The following is a 19,017-nucleotide window of genomic DNA, read 5'->3' as shown; positions in this document are numbered from 1 at the left end:
CTTAACACATGGACTATCCGCGCGCGATTGTGAAAACCGACCATGTCGAGCCGTCGCCGCGGCGCATACGCGGCTTTCTGGCCAACCACACCGTTTTCGACACGACCAGCGCCGTGTACGTGTGGGAATGGCCACCCTATCCGCAATATTACGTGCCGCTCACCGACATAGCGGACGGTGTGTTGGTCGACGAAGGCACCACCGAAACCACCAGCCGAGGCACCGCGAGATTGCACGGAATCAAGGTCGGCGACACCGTACGACCTGGCAGCGCGCGTGTTTTTGGTGACGGCGCACTGAAAAACCTGGTGCGCTTCGACTGGCGCGCGTTGGACAGCTGGTTCGAGGAGGACGAGGAGATCTTCGTCCATCCACGCAGTCCGTACGCGCGCGTCGACGCCGTCCGGTCGCTTCGCACCGTGCGCGTCGAGCTTGACGGCGTGCTGCTGGCCGAGTCGTCCGGCTCGGTGATGGTCTTCGAGACCGGCCTGCCGACGCGCTATTACCTGCCGCGGACCGACGTGCGTTTCGACCACCTGGTGCCGAGCCGGACGGTGACGGAATGTCCATACAAAGGCCGTACGACCGGTTATTGGTCGGTCCGGACCGCCCAGACCGTCCATGACGACCTCGCCTGGTCATACGACTTTCCGACCCGCCAGCTGCTGCCGATCGCCGGACTCATCGCCTTCTACAACGAAAAAATCGACATCAGCATCGACGGCGGTCCGCTGCCGCGGCCGCGGACGCATTTCGGCTGAGCCTCATATCTAGGCTGGATATATCCAATGTGGTTATAATCGCGGCGTGGACAAACTTCGAGCCTGGTGGTGTCACCGACAGGGGCTGGCCGGCGAGCCGGCCGCGAGCGCCGCGGACGTGCTGGTCAGGACCGGTTGGATGCGCTCGGTCGGCGGCTCCGCGCCGTATCTCGGCCTGTTCGCGCGCGCCGGCCTGCGCCGCGCCGAGGTCGACGCGGCGGTCGCCGACCTGTCGATCCACGAGCTGCCGTCGGCGCGCGGTTGCGCGTACGTGCTGCCGGCCTCGGACTTCGCGCTCGGCCTCGCGGTCGGCGCCGGAGCACCGGCCGGCGATCTCGCGGCGGCGCAGAAGCACCTCGGCGTGACCGCCGCCGAGATCGACAAGCTTGGCGCCGCGGTGGTCGACGCGTTGGCCGACGGGCCGCTGGATCCGGCCGGCATCAAGGACGCGGTCGGCGACCTCGCGCGGTCATTCGGCGACGCCGGCCGCAAGCGCGGCATGTCGAGCACGCTGCCGCTGGCGCTCGGCCTGCTGCAGGCACGCGGCGAGATCCGGCGCGTACCGGTGAACGGCCGGCTGGACCAGCAACGCTATCGCTACACGCGATGGTCCCAACCGTCCACTGTGGACGGTGACGCTCAGGTCGAGCTGGCCGTACGGTATTTCCGCTGGGCCGCGCCCGCCTCGCTGAAGCATTTCCGCTGGTTTTCCGCTTTCAGCGCGGCCACCGCGAAAAAGGTGATCGCCGAGCTGGACTTGGTGACACTGCAGGACGATCTGCTGATGCCGGCTGACCTGGCCGCCGAATACGCGGATTTCGCGCCACCGGCGCAACCACAGTATGCACTGGTCGCCGGCATCGACGGCATCCACCTGCTGCACCGGGACCTGCGCCGGCTGCTCGACCCGGCCGATGCCGATCGTCAGGCACCAGGCGAAAAACCCGGCAAGACGATCGGCTCTCTCGCCGATCCGCCGTGCCACCTGATCGTCGACCGCGGCCGGATCGTCGGGCTGTGGGAATTCGACCCGGAGACCGGCACGATCGCATACCAGGCATTCGTGCCGGTCGACGACGACCTGCGTGCCGCTGTCGCCAAGGTCGAGGCGTACGCGCGTGACGACCTCGGCGACGTACGCAGTTTCAGCCTCGATTCGGTGAAAAGTCGCGCACCGCGGATCGCCGATCTCCGCAATGGACGCTGAGGCCGCTCTCCCCGGTCGCCAGATCGTCGCAGAGGACCAGGTTTTCGTCGTAGTCGTCGCTGTCCTGATGGCGATATGGCAACGGCTCCTCGTCCGGCAGCCGGATCAGCCGGTCGCGTAGTTTCGCTGCCGTCTGGTGATAATTGGTCGGCCGGTCGGCACCGGGGACGAGCAGCGGCGCGAGCGGCGCCATGCCGGCGTACCAAAGTGTGCCGTGCAGCAACGGAAACAGCAGCTCTTCGAGGTCGCCGTTGATGCCGCGCGGCCCCAACGCGGTGGCCGGCGATCCGGCGGTCACCACGACCAGCGCGCGCCGGCCGCTCAGCACGCCGTCACCATAGCGTTTCGTCCGACCGTCCGGATGTGTGACGCCGTAACCGAACCCCTTGACGAAAACCCGGTCGAACCAACCTTTCAGGATCGCCGGCATGCCAAACCACCACAGTGGAAACTGCAGCACGACCGTGTCCGACCAGAGCAGTTTCTCTTGCTCGGCAACGATGTCGTCGCTCAGCCGGCCACCCTCGTACGCGCGGCGCGACTCGTCGCCGACGATCAACCGGCCGTCACCGGCTCCGAAGTCGTCGCGGTCGACGACCGGATCGAACCTCATGGCATACAGATCGGACTGCCGGATCTCATGTCCGAGGCCGGTCAGCGTACGCAAACCTTCGTGGCGGAGCGCCGCGTTGAGCGACCGTGGCTCTGGATGCGCGTAAACCCACAGGACTCGCATGTCTGCCAGCGTCCGCCGTACGTCCGGCCACTTCCACGTCCGTCAGGCCAACATCCACGACAATCCGGCCAGTACGCCTCATCCACCGCCTGCCGAATCCGTGCCACCAAACGGAATGAGCGGTCCGTCGACATCGAGAAACAACAGCGGACGGTCCACAGACCGACAATCGTGCGGTTATCGCCACATCCGATGCTCGGCGCCAGGCTCCAAAAGAGCGTCGAACGCACCATCCTCGGCGAGTGCGACCAGCGTACGTCCGGCGGCTCGTCGGATGACCTCGCCGAAAGCGGCGTCGATCGTGTCACTGACCGTCTCCGTCCCAAGGATCTCGCTGGCCCGCGCCATCAGGTCCAGGTCGATGTCCGTGATCGTTCTGACCAAACTCGCCTCTTTGTCCACACGACCATTGTGGCCGGAGCGGCAGGATGTGCAAGGATCGAGCCATGGCGGTTTTCGCGTTTCCGGAGCGGCACAAGGTGGCCGTGCTGGTCAGGCACGGGTTGCTGCCGATGGAGCTGGGGATCGTGCACCGGCTGTTCGGCCAGGCCAGGTCGGCGGACGGGCGGCCGTTGTACGAGGTCATCACGTGCACGCCGGCGCCTGGCGAGGTCTACACCGACGCCGACTTCACCATCACCGTGACGCACGGTCCGCAGGCCTTGGCCGAGGCCGACACGATCGTCGTACCAGCGGCCAACGCCGACTACGAGCCGCGTGGCGGCAGCCTGAGTCCGCCGCTCGCCGCCGCCTTCGCCCGCGTGCCGGCGGCCGCGCGGATCGCGTCGATCTGCACGGGCGCCTTCGTGCTGGCGGCGGCTGGACTGCTGGACGGACGGCCGGCGACCACGCACTGGCGGTCGGCACGCGAGTTCCAGCGGCTGTATCCGGCGGTGCGGCTCGACCCCGACGTGCTCTACACCGATGACGGCGACATCCTCACCTCCGCCGGCGTCGCGTCCGGCATCGACCTGTGCCTGCACATGATCCGCGCGGATTTCGGTGCCGCGGTGGCAAACGAGGTCGCGCGCGGCACGGTCGTGCCGCCGCATCGCGACGGTGGCCAGGCGCAGTACATCCGCCGGCCGGTGCCGGAGCCGCAGATCTCCTCGACCGGCAAGGCGCGCGGCTGGGCGCTGAAACACCTGCACCGGCCGGTGACGCTTCGCGAGCTGGCCGCGCAGGAGTCGATGAGCGTACGCACCTTCACCAGGCGGTTTCGCGAGGAAGTCGGCGTTTCGCCGGTGCAATGGCTGACCCAGCAACGGATCGAGCGCGCGCGGCAGCTGCTGGAGGAGACCGACCTGTCGGTCGACCGGATCGCCGCCGACGCCGGCTTCGGCACCGCCGCGTCACTCCGCCAACATCTGCAGACCGCGCTCGGCGTCTCACCGAGCGCCTATCGAAACACCTTCCGCACTCCGGTCAAGGTGGTGTAGTCAGCACCACCACCAAGACGCGTGCGTACGCCATCGTGCCGGTTGGCCGGAATTCCTAGCGTTTCCAGGCATGACGACACTGACGCAGGCACCACCGTCGGGACGGGTGCGCGGCTTCGTCCGCCGCCATCCGCTGCTGACGTTCTTCGCGCTGGCCGACGGCATCAGCTGGCTGCTCTGGCTGCCGTTCATCCTGTCGTACGACGGACTCGGCACACTTTCCTTCAAGTTTCCCGAACTTCTCGGCTCGAGCCAGCTGCTCGGCATCATGCCCGGCGCCTACTTCGGACCGCTGACCGCCGCGTTCGTGGTCACCGCGGCGGCCGAAGGAGCCGAGGGCCTGCGGGAGTGGCGCGGCCGGCTGTTCCGCGTACGCGTCAGGCTGCGCTGGTATGCCGCCGCACTGTTCGTCGCGCCGCTGGTCATCGCGGTCGGCAGCCTCGCGGTGCCAGGAGTGTTGCAGACGCTCTCGATGCCAGCGTTGAGCGTGCTGCCGGCCTATCTCGGTTTCCTGCTGCTGCAGATCCTCACCAGCGGCCTGGCCGAGGAACCGGGTTGGCGCGACTTTGCCTTGCCCCGGCTGCAAAAGCGCTTTGGCGCGGTGCTCGGCACCACGATCCTCGGCCTGCTGTGGGGCCTGTGGCACTATCCGCTGTTCCTGACCAGCTGGGGTGAGGGCGGCGGCTGGCGGGCGATCGTCCAGTTCACCATCGCGACCGTCGCGTTCAGCTTCGTCCTCACCTGGCTTTTCAACCGCTCGGGCCAAAGTGTGCCGATGGTGATCCTGATGCACGCCAGTTTCAACAACTTCCTGTTCGTGGTCTGGCCGCAGCTCTTCCCTGGCGTACAGGCCCGCGGCAACTGGGGTCCGGCGATCGGCCTGACCGGCGCCGCTCTCCTGCTGATCTGGCTCACCGGCGGCCGACTCGGCCTCAAGGATTGACCTGTTGTCCTGCGCCTGAGGTCGTCAACTTCGCACGATGAGGTCGGCGCGGTCGCGGGTGGCGGCGACGATCTCGGCGTTGCGTTGGTCGGAGCCGTACGCCCACGCCACCGCGTCCTCGTGCGACTTGCCGAAGCGTTCGTGCCGGGCGACCAGCCGGGCCATCCGGGTTTGCTCGGCGACCTCGCAAAACCAGACCTCGTCGAGCGCGGCGCGCACGGCCGGCCAGTGCAGCAGGTAGTTGCCTTCGGTGATGATCAGCCGAGCCGGCCGCAACACCGGCAGGCTGCCGGCGATCGGTTGTTCCAGCTCCCGCTCGAAACCCGGCGCGTAGACGACCTCGTCCTCGTCGGCGCGCAACCGGCGCAACAGGGCCGCGTAGCCGAGCGAGTCGAAGGTCTCCGGAGCGCCTTTCCGGTCCAGCAGACCGATCCGCGCCAGCTCGACGTCGGCCAGGTGATATCCGTCCATCGGCACGTACGCGACCCACGTGCCGATCCACGACGGTCCCACCAGTGCGGCGACCAGCGACTCGGCGAGTGTCGACTTGCCGGCGCCGGGCGCGCCGGTGATCCCGACGATGACCCGGCCCGGCCGCGCGTCGACAAGTTTTCGCAGCCGCTCGGCCAAAACGTGGAGATCCATCAGCGCAGCTGGCCGGCGATGAACCGCCGCGCATGCCGGGCCAGATCGTCGCCGTCGTCCCACAGGTTTCGCCAGACGGCCAGGTCGCTGGACAGGCCGGTGGAGACCACGGCCGAGGAGAAGCTTTCGAAGGTCACCGGTCCGTTATAGCCGACGTCCTTCAGCGAGTGGAAAAATCCGGTGAAGTCGAGGTGGCCGGCGCCCAGATAGCCGCGGTGGTTCTCGCCGACGTGGACGTAGCCGAGCCGGTCGCCGACCAGCCGCACCGGCCGTACGAAGTCGTCCTCCTCGATGTTCATGTGATACGTGTCGAGGTGGATGACCACATTGGACTCACCGATGTCGTCGGCCAGCCGCAACGCGTCGGCGGCCGTGTTGACGACGTTGGTCTCATAGCGGTTGCAGATCTCCAGGCCGAGCGTCATGTCCCAGCCGGAAGCCTGTTTTGCCAGGTCTCGCAGGGTGGACACGACGTTACGCCGGCCCGCGCCGGTCAGCGGCTTGCCGTATTTCCCCAAGGCACTGTAGAGCGCACCGGTGAGGATTTGTCCGCCGAGCTCACGCGTGATCCGCAGCGAGTCCTCCAGCAGCGCGACTCCGCGCGCGACGACTTCGGGATCATCGCTGGAAACATCGGCGTCGAAGGCCAAGCCGCGAGAGCAGGCCACCGCGAGCCCGGCTTCCCGCAACTGCGTACGGGCCGCCGCGGTGTCCAGGTTGAGCGAGTCGTGCAGCGAAAACTCCAGCAGGTCATAGCCGGCGGCGGCCGCGCGCGTGATCGCCTCCGACACCGACGACGGCGAGGTGTCGCCGACGAAGACCAGTGCGTGCACACCAATCGGACTGCTCACGAAGATCCTTTCTCAGGCTGCGCCGGTGATCATGGCGACGATCTCCTCGCCGGTGGTCTTCTCGGTGCGCCGGCCGCCCACACAGCGGCCGGCGCGCATCACCCACACCTGCTGCGAAAGTCGCATCACCTGGTCGAAATTGTGGCTGATCAGCAGGACGGCGTGGCCGTCGTCGCGCAACTGTGCGATCAGTTCCTCGACTTTCGCCGTCTCCTGTACGCCCAGAGCGGCGGTCGGCTCGTCCATGATGACCAGCTTCGAGGAAAAGCTCGCGGCACGGCAGATCGCCACGGCCTGCCGCTGGCCGCCGGACAGCCGCCGTACGCGCGCGTTGACCGCCGGCACGTTGATCGACAGCGCCGACACCATTTCGGTGGCACGCCGGCGCATCGTACGGCGGTTGAGAAAACCACCAGCGGTCAGCTCACGCCCCAGAAACAGGTTTTGCCAGACGGTCAGGTCCTCGACCAGCGCGAGATTCTGGTGCACCGTCTCGATGCCGGCGTCGCGTGCCTGCTCCGGCGAGTGAAACTCCACCTGCCGGCCGTCGAAGGTGATCGAGCCGCTGTCGGCTCGGTGTACGCCGCAAATGCACCGTACGAGCGTCGACTTGCCGGCGCCGTTGTCGCCGACCAGCGCGGTGATCTCACCCTGCCGTACGCTCACCGACACGTCCCGAAGCGCTTGTACGTTGCCAAAAGCCAGCGAAAGGCCGTGCGTCTCCAGCAGCGTGGTCATCGCTGGAACCTCGCCAGGAACGCGGCGGCCACCACGACCACCCCGACCGACAATGGCTGCCAGAACTGGGAAACACCGAGCAAGGTCAGGCCGTTGTTCAGTGCCGTCAACAATAGTGCGCCGACGACCGGTCCGACGATGCTGCCGCGACCACCGGTGAGGCTGACGCCGCCGAGCACCACCGCGGCCACCGAGTTGAGCAGGAAGCTGGTGTTGGCCGCCGGCTCGGCCGCGCCGACCCGCGCCACCAGCAGGATCGCGGCCAGGCCGGCGAGCAGTCCGGAGATCAGATAGACGGCGAGCTTGATCCGCCTCGTCCGCACCCCCATCGCCGAGGCCGCCTCGGCCGAGCCACCGGTGGCGAGCACGTGCGTGCCGAACTTTGTGTGGAACAGAGCCACATGTGCGATGACGGCGACCACCGCGGCGATGATGAACGACCAACCGAAGACCCAGATCCCGTTGCTGGACAACCGAAGCAGCGTCGCGTTGACGATGGTGACCGGCTTGCCACCGGACAGGATCAGCGCCGCGCCGGAGGCCGCCGACAGCGAGCCGAGCGTCACGATGAAGTCGGTGATCCGGCCGCGCGAGACCAGGATCCCGTTGGCCGCGCCGAAAAACAGGCCGGCGACGACCGCGACCACACACGACAGCGGCAGGCCCCAGCCGTGGCTGAAGGCCAGGCCGAACATGATCGCGCCAAAGGTCATGGTCGAGGCGACCGACAGGTCGATGCCGCCGGTGGCGATCACGAACGACTGTCCGACCGACAGGATGATGAGGATCGCGGACGCGACCAGCATCGCCTCGACGTTGCCGAGCGACAGGAAAGTCGAGTTGAGCAGCTGGAAGACGACGACCAGCACGACCAGGCCGACGACCGCGGCCCAGTCGGCCCAGAAGCCGAGCTCGGTCCAGGCCGGCCGGCGCGCCGCCGCGGTTGCCGACATCAGCCGGCCTGCGCGGCGAACGGGTCTTTGTACGTGCCGAAGGGCTTCGGCGTGGCCGCCAGCGCCTTGGCCGCGGTCGCCTTGGTCACCAGCTCGACCGGAGCGTCCACTTTGGACGGCAAGGTCTTGCCGGCGGCGGCCGCACGGCACGCCTCGACCCCCATCGCGCCGATGACGTACGGATATTGCGCGACGGTCGCGTCCAGCGTCCCGCTTTGTACGGCCTGCAAGGCATCCTTGATGCCATCGACGCTGATCACCTTGACCTGTCCGGCTTTTCCGGCGGTCGCGACAGCGCGCGAGACGCCGAGCGCCATGTCGTCGTTGGCGACGAAGAAACCCCTCAACTGCGGGCGGGCCCGCAACACGTTCGTCGCCTGCGTCAGCGCTTCCTGGCGGTCCCAGTTGGCCGCCACCGTCTGCACGATCGTCAGCTTCGCGCCGATCCCCTGGCCAAAGCCGGTGATCCGCGCCGCGCTGGTCACGTCGCCGGGGACGCCGCCGACCGCCGCGACCTCGCCGCCCTGCGGCAGCAGCGTGGCCATCTGCTGGCCGGCCAGCCGGCCGGCCGCGGTGTTGTCGGTGCCGACGTAGGTGGCGATCTTCGCGCCGGCGGCCTGCGCGGCGGCCGCGTCGACCGGCGAGTCGATGTTGACGATCGTCCTGTCCTTGGCGGCCAGCTGCGCGATCCCCTGCACCAGGTTGGTCCCGCTGATCGGGTTGACGATGTAGCAGGAGAAGTCCTGGTTGGCCAGGCTGCCGAGCTTGTCGGCCTGGCCGGTGGTGTCGGTGATCGAGTCGGCGGCCTGCACGGTCACCGACGCCTTGGCGCCGGCCTGGCTCTTGATGCCGCTCTCCATGGTCTGGAAGAACGGGTTGTCCAGGCCCTTGATGACCGCCGCGATCTTCGCCGGACCGCTCGTGCTGGCACCGCCTGACGAGCAGGCACTCAGCGCGAGTACGCCGGCCAGCAGGACGATCCCCGGTCGTACGACCCTCATCTGCCGATCCTTTCGACGACAATGAGATGAAAGTAGCGTCACTTATGTCTAGGCGCAACCATAAGTATGTCTAGTCGAAATCTCTTTGGAACAAACTTGTGCATAGTGACGACACAGATAAGGTGAGCGCATGACGAGTCTGTCGGGGCCTCCGGGGGTCAGCGATGTGCTCGCACTGTTTCGTACGACCAAGAGCCTGACCCGTGCGGATGTTATGCGTTTGACGGGTTTGTCGCGATCCACCGTCAACCAGCGGCTCGACGCGCTCCTCAACGCACGGATGGTCGTGCCCTACGGCGAGGACGCGCCGACCCGCGGCCGGCCGGCCGGACAGTTCGCGTTCAACAGCGGCCGGGGCGTGCTGCTGGTCGCCGATGTCGGCGCCACCGGCCTGCGCGCCGCGCTTTGCGACCTCACCGGCACGGTGTGTGCGGAGCGCGAGGTCACCGTCGACGTGGCGACCGGACCCGAGCCGGTGCTGGCGACGATCAACGGACTGTTCGGCCAGCTGCTCGACGGTCGGCCGCGCGCAGACGTGCTCGGTGTCGGCATCGACGTGCCGGGGCCGGTCGACTTCGCCAGCGGCCGGGTCGTCAGTCCGCCGATCATGAACGGCTGGGACCGGTTCGACATCCCCGGCTGGTTCGCCGAACACTACGACGCGCCGGTGCTGGTCGACAAGGACGCCAACGCGATGGCGCTCGGCGAGCAGCGGTCGCGGCATCCGGACGTGTCGCACCTGCTGATGGTCAAGGTCGGTACGGGCGTCGGCAGCGGCCTGATCGCCGGCGGTCGCGTCCACCGTGGCGCCGACGGCGCGGCCGGCGACATCGGCCACATCCAGCTCACCGTGCCGGAGGTCGAGGACGAGCCGCTGTGCCGCTGCGGCAACACCGGCTGTGTCGAGGCGTACGCCGGCGGCTGGGCCCTGGTGCGCGACCTGACCGCGGCCGGCAAGGACGTACGGACCGTCAACGACGTCGTCGCGCTCATCCGCGGCGGCGACCTGACCGCGGCTCGCCTGTTGCGCCGCGCCGGCCGCATCCTCGGCGGCGCGATCGCCGACGCGGTCAACCTCTTCAACCCGCGGGTGATCAGCATCGGCGGCCAGCTGGCGCACACCGACGAGCAGCTGTTCGCCGGCATCCGCGAGGTCGTCTATCGCCGCTCGCTGCCGCTGGCGACCCGCAACCTGCTGATCGTGCGCAGCGAGCTGGATCCGCGCGCCGGACTGGTCGGCCTGTCGCTGTTGCTGGCCGAGGAGATCTTCTCGCCGGCGCGGCTCGACCGGCTGCTGGCGACCGAGGTTTAGAGGGCGTACGCACCGGGTATCCGCCGGTCAACGTCACCCGAGGCCCAGGGACTGGAGCACCGCGGCCTCCGGTGACGTTTCACGTAGGCATACCTAGAGCCGTACGTGCGTCACCTAGGTATGCGCTGAGCTGCGAAGATAGACATCCGCTGCCGATGTCCGGGCGTCGCTGAGAGCCGAAGATGGTGTCAGCGACGAAGACAGGAGCAGACGATGAACCTTCACCCGGAAATGTTGACCGAGATGGTGGCGCAGCGGCAGCGGGACCTGCGCGCGGACGCCGGCGGCTTCCACGTACGCGGCGCCGGCTGGCTGCGGCAGAGCCGCCGTCACAACCTCCTCCGCGGCCGCCGGGGCGCGGATACGCTGGCAGCGTGCGGGCCAAACGTAGTGCCAGTCCGATGATGGTCGGCCGCGACCGCGAGCTGCGTCAGCTGACGCGGCTCGCGGCCTCGGCGCGTCCGGAGGTCGCGCTGGTCGCCGGTGAGCCGGGGATCGGCAAGACCCGGTTGATCGAGGAGTTCCTGGCCAAGGTCGACGACTCGTACGTGGTGCTGGTCGGCCGCGCCGAGCCGGACTCGCTGGCGCGGCCGTACGAGCTGCTGCTCGACGCGCTCAACCTGCCGGACGGCGACGCCGACCTGCAGGCACTGACCGACCCCGCGCGCAGTCCGGTCGAGCGGCTGCACACCGGGCTCGACCTGGTCGACCACGTCGTCGGCGACCGGCCGGTCGCGATCGTCTTCGACGACCTGCACTGGGCCGACTCGGAGAGCGCCGCGCTGTTCGAGCGGCTGGCCGACCGCGCCGGTCCGCAGGTGCTGGTCGGCACCTACCGCCCGGACGAGGTGACCAGCCGGCATCCGGTCGCCGCGCTGCTGGCCCGGCTGGAGCGCCGGCACGAGGTGACCCACCTGCGGCTCGGCCGGCTGACCGAGGCCGACACCGCCGCGATGCTGGCCGCCGCCACCGGCATGCCGGTGCAATACCGCACGGTCGCGAGCCTCTATCACCGCACCGGCGGAAACCCTTTCTTCATCGAGGAGCTGCTGCGCGCGCAGGCGATCAACGACCTGGACCTCGCGCACGAGCAGCCGCTGCCGTGGAGCGTCGCCGAGGTGCTCCGACAGCAGGTCGCCGACCTCGACCCGGACGACATGGAGATCATCGAGGCGGCCGCCGTGCTCGGCCACCGCGTGCCGTTCGATCTGCTCGCCGCGGTGACCGGCGCGAGCGAGCGCAAGCTCATCGACGTGCTCCGCGAGCTGGTCCGCCGCGGCCTGCTGATCGAGTCCAGCGAGGACGAGTTCACCTTCCGGCACGCGCTGGTACGCGAGGCGCTGACCTCGCAGATGCTCGGCCGCCAGCGCCGCCGCCTGCACGAGGCCGCCCTGGACGCGCTGCTGGCCGACTCGGCCAAGGGATCCGCCGACCCGGCGCTGATCGCGCACCACGCTCAGGCAGCCGGCCGATACGACGACATGATCGCCGCCGCACGTAAAGGCACCGCCCTCTATCTCGCGATTGGTTCGGCGTACCAGGCGCTGCAGCTCGCCGAAATGGCTTTGGACGAGGTCGGCAACGACACCGAGCTGCTGGCCGGCGCCGCGCGCGCGGCGTGGCTGGCCGGCCTGTACGACGACGCGATCGGATACGCCGACCGCTGGCGGCAGCACGCGGCCAACCCCTCCGAGCGCGCCGAGGCGTTGACGCTGCTGATGCGGCTGTCGTGGGAATCGGCGCCGAATTACGACACGATGGAGGTCCACACCAGCGAGATCGAGTCGCTGGTCGACGAGCTTCCTGGTCCCGACCGCGCACAGGCGCTGGCCGCGTTGGCCCAGTCGGCGTATCTGCGCGATCTCAACGAGACGACCATCGAGTGGGCCGACCAGGCGATCGCGCTGGCCGACCAGCTCGACCTGCCGCACGTACGCGTCGCCGCGATGGTGGAGAAGGGCTCGGCGCTGTGCGAGCGGCCGGCCACCGCGCTGGAGGGCCGCGAGGTGCTCAGCATGGCCATCGACGAGGCCGAGCGGCACCGCGACTGGGTGCTCGCCGCGCGCGGCCTCAACATCCTGTCGCAGCTGCCGCTGTCGTCCGTCAACGAGCAGGCTGAGCTGCTCGAACGTATGCGTGTCGATGCCGAGCGCGCCGGCTATGACCGGCTGGCGGTCGCGTCCTACTACATGGGGCTGGCGCGGTTGGCGTTTCGCAACGGCGACCTGGACGAGGCCATCGACGCGCTGCTGGAAGGCCGCGCGCGCAGCCGGGTCTATCTGCGGCGCGGCCGTCGCGCTGACTTCTATCTGGTCTTCCTGGCCGGTCTCAGCCTGGAGGCGAGCGAGCTGCAGCGGGTCGCCGAGTACGTCGCCGAGTTGCGCGCACTCGGCGCGCCGATGATGGGGGCCGCGAAGTCCGGCCTGCTGTTCAACCTGGCCTGCCGGCGAGGCGAGGTCGCCGAGGCCGAGCGGCTGCTCGACGACGTACTCGCCGATCTCAAGGAGCAGCCGTGGCGCTCCGACGGCCAGGCACACGACCTGGTGTCGGCGGCGCTGCATGGCGGCCTACCGATGGAGCGGGTGCGGCTGCTCGTCGACGAGGCGATCACGCCGGAAGTGTGGGACAGCTGGCGGACGCTGGTCGAGGCGCAGGTCGCCGAGGTGGCCGGGACGACCGGCGCGGCGTTGGAAGGCTATGAGGCGGTGACCGACTCGCCCGTCCTGCCGGTGGCCGTACGCGGCACGGCGCACGTCGGCGCCGCGCGTTGCCTGCACACGCTCGGCCGCACGGCGGAGGCGGCGCCGCACGTGCGCGCGGCGGCCGAGCTGCTGGCGAGCTGGCGCGGCTGGCGGGTCGAGCAGCTGGAGCAGGTGCGTACGCAGCTGGGCCTGGCACCAGCCGGCGAGCGGCCGGTCACCGGCGCCGAGGCGCTGACACCGCGAGAGCGCGAGGTCGCGCTGCTGATCGCGGCCGGCCTGACCAACAGCGAGCTGGCCCGAAAGCTTTACATCTCACCGAAAACCGCCGCCGTGCACGTGTCCAACATCCTGCACAAGCTGGAGGTCACCTCACGCACCGAGGTCGCCGCCGCGCTTGGCTCGTAGCCGTTTTTCGTTGCGTTCCAACACCTCGTGGCCGCGCAGCAGGAAGCCGTGGATGACGCGTAGGTCGCGGTCGGAGTATTCCTCCAGCTGCTCGCGGCCCTCGTCGGCGATGGTGGAATAGATCCGCCTCGTCAGTTTTTCCGCTCCTGGCGTGAGAACGACGACGGTCTGGCGCTTGTCGTGCTCGCCGCGCCGGCGTACGGCGTGACCGGCCCGGACGATCCGGTCGATCGCCGTGGTGGTGGCCGCCGGACTGAGCGACGCGCCGGCCGCCAGCTCGCCGGCGGTCTGCGGTCCGTGCACGCCGAGCAGGCCGATCAGCAGCAGATCCGTGCGGTTGACCCCGAACAGCTCGGCCGCCGCCGCGTCGAACAGGTCGTTGAGGTGCTGGAAATGGGCGACCGCGTGCTGGATCTCGGTGATCAGCTCGGCGCGCACTTGTTTCGACACTCGAAACATCTTACACTGCCGAGAGATGTTTCGAGCGTCGAAATAACTGGAGTGATCATGGACAACGGTCTGCCGGGTTATCTGCCGGCCGCCAACCGTGTGGTCAAGTTTCTCAACCGGCTCGGCCTGTCACTGGGGACCATCGAGGTGCTCGCGGTGCCGGGGCGGCGCAGTGGCAAGATGCGCGCGACACCGGTCTCGCCGCTGACGGTGGCCGGCCACCGTTACGTCATCGCCGGCCTGATTTCCGGTGACTGGGCCAAAAACGCGCGAGCCGCCGGCTGGGGGACGTTGTCGCGCGGCCGGCGTACGACCCGGGTGACGCTCACCGAGGTGCCCGACCACGACGAGCAGGTGCGGGTCCTGCGCGCGTTTCCGGCGAAGGTGCCAAACGGAGTCGCGTTTTTCAGGAACGCCGGCCTGGTCACCGGACCGTCGCCGGACGAGTTCGAACAGGCCGCCGGCAAATGCGCCGTCTTCCGCATCACCTGACACGCCGTTGGCCGTCCGATTGACACTTTGTCGACCGGTTCCGCCGCGGAATCCGGCGACAAGGTCACAATCGGACCTCCGCGGCGCGGGTGGCCGAGATGACGACGAAGTTGGGCAGGCGGACGTACGCTTGGAGGTCGTCGGAGGTGGCGGCGGCCGGGTCGAGGCCGGGCTCGGCGACCTCGGTGAGGTGCGCGCCGGCCCGCGCCACCTCGGTCAGATACGCCGACAGCGGCCGGTGGAAGTCCGGCGCGTACGCCGACGGGATCACGTATTCCTCAAGGTAACGATCGACGCGGTAGTGACCGTACGACCGCCACGCCGGCAGCAGGCCTTCGAAACACGGATGCACCAAGGAAAAGACGAACACGCCGTCAGGCCGCAGCGATGACACGCACGTACGCAGCGCCGCCTTCCAGTCAGGAACGGCACACAGAACGACGTTGGACACGACGGCGTCGAACGGCTCGCCGAGATCCGGCGGGTCGGACAGGTCGGCCTGGACGTACGTTATCCCCTGGCGCAGCCGTGACTCGCGCTCGCGGGAATAGCCGATCATCGCCTCGGCCGGATCGACGCCGACCACCGTCGCGCCGAGCCGCGCCAGCGTCCGGCTCAGATATCCGTTGCCACAGCCGGCATCCAGCACGCGCCGGCCGGCGACATCGCCGAGCATCCGCAACACGACCGGATTGAGCAGGTGGCGCCGGCAGAAATCGCCGTCGGCGTCCATCTCGGCGAGCAACGACCTCGGCATCGCCGACCACCTGTCGACGGCGTCGGAATTCGTCCATGTCATGCCGGCACGCTAAACCGTCGCGTGCCGGCACGACATTCTATTTATCGGCGCGGAAATCGATGGCGGACCGCGTCGATGTTGGTCTGCCGGCCGGTCGGACCGCCGAACCGGAGCACGTCATAGCCGGTGTACGCCGGCGACAGCGCGTCCAGCTCGTCGACCCAGTCGTGCAGCTGGTCGAGCCAGGCCGACGACCGCGGCCGCGGCTCGGCGACGGCCAGCTGGATCGCGGTGACCAGCTCCTCCTTGCGCTGGATCGTCCGCGGTGTGACCGACCGCAGGCACACGTACTGACCGCTCAGATAGCTCCGCCACTCCTCGCGCCCGACCACCGGGTCGCGGAACTGCCGGACGAACCACTCCCGCAGGAACTCCACTCCACCGGCGCGCTCGACGATGCCGAACAGATCGCTGTGATACATCTCGGTGCCGTCGGAGCGCAGATAGCTCGGCAGCGGCAGCCGGCCGGCGATGACGTGCTCGCGCACCTCGTCCGGATCGACGCCGTGCGCCGCGGCCACGTCCTCCAGCGGCGCATACTGCCGGTCCACGTAGGCGTCGTCGGCCGGCGACATCGGATGGTCGCCGTTCACCACCCGATAGCGCCTGCTGATGGTCATCCGGAGGTCGATGCGGTCAGCGCTCAGCGTCATGCGTCGACGGTACGTCCGGGGTACGACATTTTCGGCGCCGGCGATACGCGCCGCAGATAGCCGGCGAGCTCGGCGCCGGACGAGGTGACCAGGCCGACGTATCCGTCCGGCCGCACCAAAACCGCCGAGCCGGCCGGCACGTCATAGCCATCGACCGCGTCCACCTCGTACGACTCCACACCGTCCGCCTCCGGCGCACCGGCACCGAACCGCAGGAGTGTCCAATGTGGACCGGCGAAGAGCTCGAAAAGCCGCCTCTCACCGACCAGACCGTCCGGCGCGCGGTCGCCGGCGGCCAGTCCGTCGCCCGGCACGGTCCGATAGCTGATGTCCAGGCCCTTGGTGTTGTCGCCGCGCTTGTTCGCGTCCTCGTCGCCGTCGATGTATTTCTGCAGCAGCTCGGTCGACACACCGAGCACCCGCGCGGCCACCGGCAGCCGCTCGGCCTGGTAGGTCTCCAGCAGCTCCTCCGGCGCTCCGCCGAGCACCGCCGCGAGCTTCCAGCCGAGGTTGTACGCGTCCTGCACGCCGGTGTTCAGGCCCTGGCCGCCGGTCGGCGGATGGACGTGCGCGGCGTCGCCGGCCAGGAAGACCCGGCCGTCGCGAAACCGCTCGACCATCCGGATGTTCGGCCGCCAGACGGTGGCCCAGGTCAGGTCCGACAGGATGATGTCGGTGCGGCCGGAGATCGCGTCGACCTGCTTCTGCAGGCTGTCCAGGGTCAGCTCCACGTCGCCGGTGGTGGCGATGACGTACGTGTCCGGACCGGTCGCGAGCGGTGTGAAGCCGAAGAACTTTTCGCCTTCCAGCATCCAACCGTGGCCATAGCGGTGGTCCAGGCCGGTCGCGCGTACGTCCGCGAGCGTCATCCGGATCTCCTCGTTGGTCTCGCCGACGAACGGGATCCCCAGCTGCTTGCGGACGGTGCTCCTGCCTCCGTCCGCGCCGACCAGATATGCCGCCCGTACGACCTCGGTCTCGCCGTCGCGCTCCAGCCGCACGGTCACGCCGTCGGCGTCCTGCTCAAAGCCGGTCACCGCGGTGCGCAGCTCGACGCGTACGCCCAGCTCGGCCAGCCGGTCGCGGAGGATCTCCTCGGTCCGCGCCTGCGGCACGAACCAGCCGTTCGGGTAAGGAACGTCCGGTCGCGGCTCGACCGGGTCGGCCATCCGCCCCTCCCAGACCACCTGCTCACCGGCGTACATCCGCATCAGCGGCGCGTCCATGCCGGAGGCCTGGATCTCGGCCAGCACACCGAGGTCTTCGAAGACCTCCTGCGTGCGTGGCTGCAGGCCGTCGCCGCGCGAGCCGACGAAGTACCGCTCGGCACGGTCCACGATCCGCACGTCCACCCCACGGCGGGCCAGCTCGATCCCCAACGTCAGGCCGGTCGGTCCGGCTCCGGCGATCAGCACGTTGGTCGTCATCTCTCGTCTCCTTAGCTGAATTTCGATTCAGTGAATCTATATTCAGAGTGACGTACGCTAGCGTCCGTGTCAAGGAGGGTCATGTCCGAGAAGCTCGCGGCCGGTGGCCGGAAGGCGAAGGCGGCCGAGACCGAGGCGGCACTGAAGACGGCGGCGCGGCGCGTCTTCGCCGAGCGCGGCTATCTGAACACCAAGATCACCGACATCACCGCCGAGGCCGGCCGCGCCGCAGGGTCGTTCTACAACCACTTCGCCGGCAAGGAGGAGTTGCTCCAGGCGATGTGCACCGACATGCTGGCGGCCGGTGACGAGGCCGTGCTCGCGATCGGCTCGACGCACAGCTCCGACTTCACCGACTTCGCCGCCGTACGCTGGCACGTCGCGGCGTTCTGGTCCTTCTATCGGCACAACCGGGTCGTACTCGTCGCGATGCGGCAGGCCGCGCTGGTCAGCGACGAGTTCAGCGCGCGGCTGCGGGAGCTGATCGCGGCCGACCAGCAGCACCTGATCAGCCACCTCGGCTTCGTGACCAAGGCCGGCCGCGCGCTGCCCGGCGACCCCGATCTGACCCTGGTGCTCATGCAGTCGCTGCTCGACGCGTTCATGCAGCGGTGGTACGCGAGCGACGGCCAGCTCACCGCGGAGCCGGTCAGTGACGACGAGGTGATCGACACGGTCTCGCGGTTTCTCTATCGCGCGTTCAACGGCTGCGATCCGTCCTGAGGCTGACTCCGGGCCATGTGCCGAGCCGTTAGCCTCGGTCCGATGAACGACGCCGTACCAGCCGCGATCGACGCCTGGCGGCAGCCGATGTGGCTGTTCCTGGCCATCGCCGCCGTCGCGGTGGCCTGCGTGCTGTGGGACCGGATCTGGCGGGTGGCGCGCAACGTCGTCACCATCGTCCACGAAGGCGGCCATGCGCTGGTCGCGCTGCTCACCGGCCGGCAGCTGAGCGGCATCCGGCTGCACTCGGACACCTCCGGCCTGACGCTGTCCGCCGGCCAGCCGTACGGCCCCGGCATGGTCGCCACCGCCGCGGCCGGCTATCTGGCCGCGCCGCTGGTCGGCACGATCGTCGCCGTACTCGTCAGCTTCGGCCAGGGCACGCGCGTGCTCTGGCTCGGCGCCGCCATCCTGCTGACGATGCTGGTGCTCGTCCGCAACGCGTACGGCGCGCTGTCGCTGGTGGTCAGCGCGATCGTGCTGTTCGGCCTGTCCGTGCTGACACCGGCCGTCCTGCACGGCGCCATCTGCGCCGGCCTGAGCTGCTTCTTCCTGTTCGCCGGTCCGCGTACGCTGGTCGAGCTGCACAAGCAGCGGCGGCACCAGTTCATCCAGTCGCCACACCTGCGCGAGCTGCGCGTCCAGTCCGACATCGACCAGCTGGCGCGGCTGACCGGCCTGTCCGCCGGCCTCTGGTTCGCCATCCTCGCCACCGCGATGTCAGTGGCCATCGTGCTCAGCTGCGGCGCCCTCCTCGCCTCCAGCGCGGCGTAGCCGCGC

At 68.8% G+C, this 19,017-nt stretch carries 21 protein-coding genes; 10 read left to right on the top strand and 11 right to left on the bottom strand.

All coding sequences use genetic code 11. The features are described 5' to 3' along the window. The first annotated feature begins 8 nt into the window (after window positions 1–8). Both GNX95_RS39915 and GNX95_RS39910 read left to right on the top strand, forming a co-directional pair. Complete coding sequence (locus GNX95_RS39915) at window positions 9–761, top strand: DUF427 domain-containing protein (protein ID WP_163513184.1); 753 nt, start codon at window positions 9–11, stop codon at window positions 759–761. 46 nt (window positions 762–807) lie between these two features. After that, entirely contained in the window at window positions 808–1,968 is a 1,161-nt protein-coding gene (locus tag GNX95_RS39910) for a DNA glycosylase AlkZ-like family protein (RefSeq protein WP_222854294.1), read from the top strand. Here GNX95_RS39910 and GNX95_RS39905 read toward each other — a convergent pair. Both GNX95_RS39905 and GNX95_RS39900 read right to left on the bottom strand, forming a co-directional pair. Next, on the bottom strand, window positions 1,907–2,704 hold the full coding sequence (locus tag GNX95_RS39905) for an NAD(P)H-dependent oxidoreductase (protein WP_163513182.1): 798 nt from the start codon (window positions 2,702–2,704) through the stop codon (window positions 1,907–1,909). The two genes, GNX95_RS39910 and GNX95_RS39905, sit on opposite strands and share 62 nt — an antisense overlap. 177 nt (window positions 2,705–2,881) lie before the next feature. Further along, complete coding sequence (locus GNX95_RS39900; RefSeq protein ID WP_163513180.1) at window positions 2,882–3,088, bottom strand: type II toxin-antitoxin system VapB family antitoxin; 207 nt, start codon at window positions 3,086–3,088, stop codon at window positions 2,882–2,884. Window positions 3,089–3,150: 62 nt separating this feature from the next. Here GNX95_RS39900 and GNX95_RS39895 point away from each other — a divergent pair, with 62 nt between their 5' ends. Further along, on the top strand, window positions 3,151–4,143 hold the full coding sequence (locus tag GNX95_RS39895) for a GlxA family transcriptional regulator (protein ID WP_163513178.1): 993 nt from the start codon (window positions 3,151–3,153) through the stop codon (window positions 4,141–4,143). A 70-nt stretch (window positions 4,144–4,213) separates the two neighbouring features. Continuing rightward, window positions 4,214–5,086: a CPBP family intramembrane glutamic endopeptidase gene (locus GNX95_RS39890; RefSeq protein ID WP_163513176.1), complete on the top strand. Its 873-nt coding sequence runs from the start codon at window positions 4,214–4,216 to the stop codon at window positions 5,084–5,086. A gap of 24 nt (window positions 5,087–5,110) precedes the next feature. Here GNX95_RS39890 and GNX95_RS39885 read toward each other — a convergent pair whose 3' ends face one another. From GNX95_RS39885 to GNX95_RS39865, 5 genes are read right to left on the bottom strand one after another with little or no spacing between them, the layout of a single operon-like run. Continuing rightward, on the bottom strand, window positions 5,111–5,731 hold the full coding sequence (locus GNX95_RS39885; RefSeq protein ID WP_163513174.1) for a nucleoside/nucleotide kinase family protein: 621 nt from the start codon (window positions 5,729–5,731) through the stop codon (window positions 5,111–5,113). Beyond that, a complete protein-coding gene (locus GNX95_RS39880; protein WP_163513172.1) occupies window positions 5,731–6,582 on the bottom strand; it encodes a sugar phosphate isomerase/epimerase family protein in 852 nt (283 codons plus the stop codon). Before GNX95_RS39880 ends, GNX95_RS39885 begins: the two co-directional genes overlap by 1 nt. Before the next feature lie 12 nt (window positions 6,583–6,594). Further along, window positions 6,595–7,320 carry an ATP-binding cassette domain-containing protein gene (locus GNX95_RS39875; protein ID WP_163513170.1) on the bottom strand — a complete coding sequence of 242 codons (726 nt, stop codon included), beginning with the start codon at window positions 7,318–7,320 and terminating at the stop codon, window positions 6,595–6,597. Continuing rightward, window positions 7,317–8,273, bottom strand: a complete 957-nt coding sequence (locus tag GNX95_RS39870; RefSeq protein WP_163513168.1) for an ABC transporter permease — start codon at window positions 8,271–8,273, stop codon at window positions 7,317–7,319. The genes GNX95_RS39875 and GNX95_RS39870 overlap by 4 nt, the downstream gene beginning before the upstream one ends. Then, window positions 8,273–9,274, bottom strand: coding sequence for a substrate-binding domain-containing protein (locus GNX95_RS39865; protein WP_163513166.1), 1,002 nt, complete (start codon window positions 9,272–9,274; stop codon window positions 8,273–8,275). Before GNX95_RS39865 ends, GNX95_RS39870 begins: the two co-directional genes overlap by 1 nt. 130 nt (window positions 9,275–9,404) lie before the next feature. Here GNX95_RS39865 and GNX95_RS39860 point away from each other — a divergent pair, with 130 nt between their 5' ends. The 3 genes from GNX95_RS39860 to GNX95_RS39850 all read left to right on the top strand — a co-directional run bounded on the left by GNX95_RS39860 (window position 9,405) and on the right by GNX95_RS39850 (window position 13,693). Beyond that, window positions 9,405–10,586 (top strand): ROK family transcriptional regulator, encoded by a 1,182-nt coding sequence (locus GNX95_RS39860; protein WP_163513164.1) that lies wholly within the window; start codon window positions 9,405–9,407, stop codon window positions 10,584–10,586. 213 nt (window positions 10,587–10,799) lie between these two features. Beyond that, window positions 10,800–10,991, top strand: coding sequence for a hypothetical protein (locus tag GNX95_RS39855; protein ID WP_163513163.1), 192 nt, complete (start codon window positions 10,800–10,802; stop codon window positions 10,989–10,991). Beyond that, window positions 10,961–13,693: a helix-turn-helix transcriptional regulator gene (locus GNX95_RS39850; RefSeq protein WP_222854293.1), complete on the top strand. Its 2,733-nt coding sequence runs from the start codon at window positions 10,961–10,963 to the stop codon at window positions 13,691–13,693. The genes GNX95_RS39855 and GNX95_RS39850 overlap by 31 nt, the downstream gene beginning before the upstream one ends. Here GNX95_RS39850 and GNX95_RS39845 read toward each other — a convergent pair. Further along, on the bottom strand, window positions 13,658–14,143 hold the full coding sequence (locus GNX95_RS39845) for a MarR family winged helix-turn-helix transcriptional regulator (protein ID WP_163513161.1): 486 nt from the start codon (window positions 14,141–14,143) through the stop codon (window positions 13,658–13,660). The two genes, GNX95_RS39850 and GNX95_RS39845, sit on opposite strands and share 36 nt — an antisense overlap. 57 nt (window positions 14,144–14,200) lie before the next feature. Between GNX95_RS39845 and GNX95_RS39840 the strand changes: the two genes are divergently transcribed. Then, the gene (locus tag GNX95_RS39840; protein ID WP_163513159.1) at window positions 14,201–14,635 is read left to right on the top strand and encodes a PNPOx family protein; all 435 of its coding nucleotides are present in this window, start codon (window positions 14,201–14,203) and stop codon (window positions 14,633–14,635) included. 64 nt (window positions 14,636–14,699) lie between these two features. Here the strand turns inward: GNX95_RS39840 and GNX95_RS39835 are convergent, their stop codons facing one another. Genes GNX95_RS39835 through GNX95_RS39825 form a run of 3 tightly spaced genes read right to left on the bottom strand, consistent with a single transcriptional unit; the run spans window position 14,700 to window position 17,514 of the window. Further along, window positions 14,700–15,434 carry a class I SAM-dependent methyltransferase gene (locus tag GNX95_RS39835; protein ID WP_163513157.1) on the bottom strand — a complete coding sequence of 245 codons (735 nt, stop codon included), beginning with the start codon at window positions 15,432–15,434 and terminating at the stop codon, window positions 14,700–14,702. Between the two features lie 41 nt (window positions 15,435–15,475). Further along, window positions 15,476–16,087 (bottom strand): DUF6058 family natural product biosynthesis protein, encoded by a 612-nt coding sequence (locus GNX95_RS39830; protein ID WP_163513156.1) that lies wholly within the window; start codon window positions 16,085–16,087, stop codon window positions 15,476–15,478. Next, the gene (locus GNX95_RS39825; protein WP_163513154.1) at window positions 16,084–17,514 is read right to left on the bottom strand and encodes an FAD-dependent monooxygenase; all 1,431 of its coding nucleotides are present in this window, start codon (window positions 17,512–17,514) and stop codon (window positions 16,084–16,086) included. Before GNX95_RS39825 ends, GNX95_RS39830 begins: the two co-directional genes overlap by 4 nt. Window positions 17,515–17,595: 81 nt before the next feature. On the opposite strand from GNX95_RS39825, the gene GNX95_RS39820 reads away from it, so the two are divergent. Together GNX95_RS39820 and GNX95_RS39815 are read left to right on the top strand one after the other, a co-directional pair. Continuing rightward, a complete protein-coding gene (locus GNX95_RS39820) occupies window positions 17,596–18,237 on the top strand; it encodes a TetR/AcrR family transcriptional regulator (protein WP_163513152.1) in 642 nt (213 codons plus the stop codon). Window positions 18,238–18,279: 42 nt separating this feature from the next. Continuing rightward, window positions 18,280–19,011: a M50 family metallopeptidase gene (locus tag GNX95_RS39815; RefSeq protein ID WP_163513149.1), complete on the top strand. Its 732-nt coding sequence runs from the start codon at window positions 18,280–18,282 to the stop codon at window positions 19,009–19,011. The last annotated feature ends 6 nt before the right edge of the window (window positions 19,012–19,017 follow it).

Source organism: Fodinicola acaciae (assembly GCF_010993745.1).
GTDB classification, from domain to species: Bacteria; Actinomycetota; Actinomycetes; order Mycobacteriales; family HKI-0501; genus Fodinicola; species Fodinicola acaciae.
This window is presented reverse-complemented; position numbering and strand designations above follow the sequence as displayed.